The organism is Frankia tisae, from assembly GCF_025403405.1.
In the GTDB taxonomy this organism is placed as follows: Bacteria; Actinomycetota; Actinomycetes; order Frankiales; family Frankiaceae; genus Frankia; species Frankia tisai.
The window spans coordinates 1-3,510 of sequence record NZ_JANEZT010000515.1; the positions used below are offsets into that span (position 1 = coordinate 1).

Sequence of the window (3,510 nt, forward strand, 5' to 3'; positions counted from 1 at the left end):
GGGGTGGCGTCGGCGAAGGCCAGGGCGGGGCAGGCGACGAGCAGCACCACGGCAAGCGCCGCCGTCCCGACCAGCCGCAGCCCGCGGCCCCGGCGGTGGCGCCGCGGGCGGGCCGGCCTCCGGGCCGCGTGGGCGAGGGAGAGATACGCCGGCGCGCGGCGTGCCGGGACGGCGGCGGTCATGGGCTAGCCCCCGACGATCTGCTTGAGGATCGCGACGACGACCGGGGCGAGCGCGGCCAGCCCGTACCCCCAGCCCGCGTTGCGGAAGCTGTCCTTGGCTTTGCCGACCTCGCCGGGATCGCCGTTGGAGATCAGGTAGCGCACCCCGCCGATCGACAGGAAGACCGTCGCCAGCAGCGCCAGGATTCCCATGATCCAGTTGCGGACGTTGTTCAGGACGGCGTTCAGATCCGGCGCCACAGGCGCCGCCGGCGCCGGCGCGGCGAAGGCCGCCACGCTGCCCGCCAGCACGAGCGCGAGCACGAGCACGGTGAGCAGGACCGCGCGGCGCGCCACGGCACGCCGGCCGTCCGCGCGGGAGCGGACGGGGCGGGCCTCGGGCCGCGGTCGGGTCGGGTTCATGCCGGCACCCCCGCGACCGTCAGCGCCGGCGCGCCGGCCGGTGGATGTGGCCAGCGCGGGGTCTCGGCGGCCGGCGAACGCCCGGCACGGCTGGCACCGGCCGGGCCGGTGAGGTGGTCGACGAGGCGCTGCTCGGCCCGCTCCCGCAGCCGGGATGCCCGGCGGGGCGCCGTCGCGTGGCGGGCGGCCCAGGCGCTGATCGGCATCTCGTCCAGGCGGGTCGCGGCGATCAGATCGGCCTCGGTATCGGTCAGGACTCCGGCGGCGACCAGGCCCGCCAGGACCTGTTCGGGACCGGCCTGGCCCGGACCGGACTGCGGTGCTTCGGCCGCGGCGACGGTCTGGAACAGGTCCGGGTCGGGATGAGGGGTTTCCCGCTGCTGGACGGTCAGCGCGAGCCCGGCCCGGTAGGCGGCCCAGCGCAGCCGCACCGCGATTCGCGGCAGGTCCAGGCGGACGGTGGCCGCCGCTTCGAGGAACCCGGTGAGCACCTCGGCCTGCACGTCGGCCGGGTCGAGGTCGCTGTGGCCGCCGAGCCGGGCGCAGACCGCGCGCAGGGCGGGCAGCGCCATGCCGGCGGCGCCGACTGTCCACGCGCCGCCGTAGCGGCGGGAGCGGCGGATCACCACCGCCCAGGCGGCGTCGCGGACGGGCTGCGGGCAGGAGCCGGCCAGTAGCCGGTCGCGCAGCTCGTCCAACGCCACCAGCCGCTCCGGCAGACCTGGCACCAGCGAGCCGTCCAGCGCCAGCGGCGCGGGGCCCGCGACCAGCAGGCCAAAGCAGTCCCGCAATGTCGCCAGCGGCAACGCGGACGCGCCCCGGCCGGCCGGTCGCGGAGGAAGTGAAGACATTCCGTCGGGCATTACTGCCGTCCTTCGCTGTCACGGAAATGCGGACAGCACCAAGGACGCCACACCGTGCCCAGCGAAAAGCAATAATGATCTCCCAGTGAATGCACAGCAAAGATCTCTGGCGCCCAGCGGAATCCCAGTGATCTAGTGTCGGCATTTCCGCAAGCCCCGGAGTCGACCCGACGCCGGCGGCGCCCCGAACCTGCACAGCAGGGATGTGAGCTGCGACGCTGTGACATCCGAGGAAGATCGCTGGGCATCCCTGCTGGCAGCACGGCCAGCCGACAATGACCCCAGCGAGAAAAATCTTGAAAAAATTTTCGGACGGACCGTCCGAGCGCTGCCCAGCGATCTGCCAGCGATCAATAGTCCGGTCAGACTAGGCCCTGCCCAGCGAGAAAAATCTTGAAAAAGGTCGCCGGGCTGGTGTCCGAGGCATGCCCAGCAGACGGTCTCCTTTTACGGCCGCGAAAACACTCCGCCGTGAAAGGAAAACCTCTTGATGCCCGTATCCGACCCTGACCGCGACGGCCGCGTTGTCGTCCCCGCGGGCCGGCCAGCGACCGTCTGGCCGTGCCCTCCCGCCAGCCCCGGCCGGCCGCCGGCCGGCTGGCTTGCAGCCGCTGTGGAACAGCTCGTCGTGACCCATACCCGGCCCGGTGACCCGGTCCTGCTGCTGACCGCGCCGCCCCAAGACGGAGCCGGACCGCGCCGCGACGTCGCCGAGGGCGACGCCTCCGACGGGCTCGGGGACACCGTCTGGGCCGTCGCCCGACTCGACCGGTGCGTCCGGGTCCGGACCGGGCCCGCCGGCCCCACCCACACGGTGGCGGGGTCGAGACCGGGACTCGACCCGGCGCCCGGTCGGGCGCCGGACGCCGAGGGACATCCGCTGGTCGTCTCGGTCGTGGAACCGACGCGGACCGGCTGGTTGCACGGTGTCCCATGGGCCCGTCTGGTCAGTCCCGCCGGCCTGCTGGCCGTGATCACCCGCAGCGACAGCATCGCCGGCCGGCTGATCGACCCCACCGGCGACCTGACCGCCGCCACCAGCCGCCACGGGCTCGCGCTGCTCGACCGGGTCGTCCTGCTGGAAGTCCCCCTCGACGAGCTCGACCAGCCACCCACCCCGCTGCCGCACGGGACGGTGGCCCGCAGGGTGCACTCCGACATGCTGCTGTTCGCCCCGCTCGCACCGGTGCCGCCGACGGGGGGCGCGGCCCGATGACCGCCGACGGCGAGACGTGGCGCGGCGACGCGCGGTGGGCGACGGTCTGGCACACCGGCCGGCACAACACTGCCACCCACCAGACCGGGCGACCGCCGGCCGATGCGCCGCACGGCGACGCGGCGGTGTCAGCGGCGGTCGCCGCCCACGCGATCGCGGCCTACAGCCGGCCCGGCGACACGGTGTGCGACCCGGACTGCGGGCGGGGAACGGTCGTGGCCGAAGCCGTGCACGCCCGCCGCCACGGCATCGGCATCACCACCGACCCCGAGCGGTGGGAGACCGCCCGCGCCGCGCTCACCCTGGCGAAGGCCCGCGGCGCCCGCGGCGACGGGATGATCCTCGACGCGCTGCCCGACGGCGAGTCCTGGACCGGACTCGGACCGATCGACCTGGTCCTGACCGCGATCGGACCGGCCGACCCTGCCGAGCCGACCGGTCCGGCCAGGGACCGGCTACGCGCACGGCTGGCCGCCTACCGGGACCTGCCCCGGCCCGGCGGCCACCTCGTCGTCATCGCCGCCTACCACATCGGCGGCGGGGTGGACCTGGCCAGCCAGGTCGCCGCCGCCGGCCGGGACGTCGGCTGGCGGCCGGTGCAGCGTGCCGTCGCGCTCACCGCCGTCCCCTACACCCGGGCCCTCGGCACCCACCGCCCGCACGGGCGGCCACGCGCCTACCCGGTCCACCAGGACGTGATCGTCTTCCGTGCCGACGGCCAACCAGTCCGGCGACCGCGCCCACCGGACCCGCCGCTCCCCCCGGCGCCGCACGCCGCGCTCGACGCCTCGCACCGCCCGGCAGCCTAGCACTCCCGTGCCGGCCGGGCCCGTGCGCGCACCGCACC

5 protein-coding genes are annotated in these 3,510 nt (G+C 75.0%); 2 read left to right on the forward strand and 3 right to left on the reverse strand.

The annotated features are described in order from the left end of the window. From NBZ85_RS29035 to NBZ85_RS29045, 3 genes are all read right to left on the reverse strand, one after another. Window positions 1-182 (reverse strand): hypothetical protein (locus tag NBZ85_RS29035; RefSeq protein WP_261563145.1); only part of this gene is annotated, 182 nt, incomplete at its 3' end. Between the two features lie 3 nt (window positions 183-185). Next, window positions 186-584, reverse strand: coding sequence for a pilin (locus NBZ85_RS29040; RefSeq protein WP_055752701.1), 399 nt, complete (start codon window positions 582-584; stop codon window positions 186-188). Then, window positions 581-1,447 (reverse strand): hypothetical protein, encoded by an 867-nt coding sequence (locus NBZ85_RS29045; protein ID WP_055752702.1) that lies wholly within the window; start codon window positions 1,445-1,447, stop codon window positions 581-583. Before NBZ85_RS29045 ends, NBZ85_RS29040 begins: the two co-directional genes overlap by 4 nt. Window positions 1,448-2,060: 613 nt before the next feature. On the opposite strand from NBZ85_RS29045, the gene NBZ85_RS29050 reads away from it, so the two are divergent. Next, on the forward strand, window positions 2,061-2,663 hold the full coding sequence (locus NBZ85_RS29050; protein WP_261563147.1) for a hypothetical protein: 603 nt from the start codon (window positions 2,061-2,063) through the stop codon (window positions 2,661-2,663). Then, on the forward strand, window positions 2,660-3,472 hold the full coding sequence (locus NBZ85_RS29055; RefSeq protein ID WP_261563149.1) for a DNA methyltransferase: 813 nt from the start codon (window positions 2,660-2,662) through the stop codon (window positions 3,470-3,472). Before NBZ85_RS29050 ends, NBZ85_RS29055 begins: the two co-directional genes overlap by 4 nt. The last annotated feature ends 38 nt before the right edge of the window (window positions 3,473-3,510 follow it).

What these genes read in the sequence shown, in the direction of transcription:
- NBZ85_RS29040 (WP_055752701.1), bottom strand. Translation starts at nt 584, where the DNA reads ATGAACCCGACCCGACCGCGGCCCGAGGCCCGCCCCGTCCGCTCCCGC.
- NBZ85_RS29045 (WP_055752702.1), bottom strand. Translation starts at nt 1,447, where the DNA reads ATGCCCGACGGAATGTCTTCACTTCCTCCGCGACCGGCCGGCCGGGGC.
- NBZ85_RS29055 (WP_261563149.1), top strand. Translation starts at nt 2,660, where the DNA reads ATGACCGCCGACGGCGAGACGTGGCGCGGCGACGCGCGGTGGGCGACG.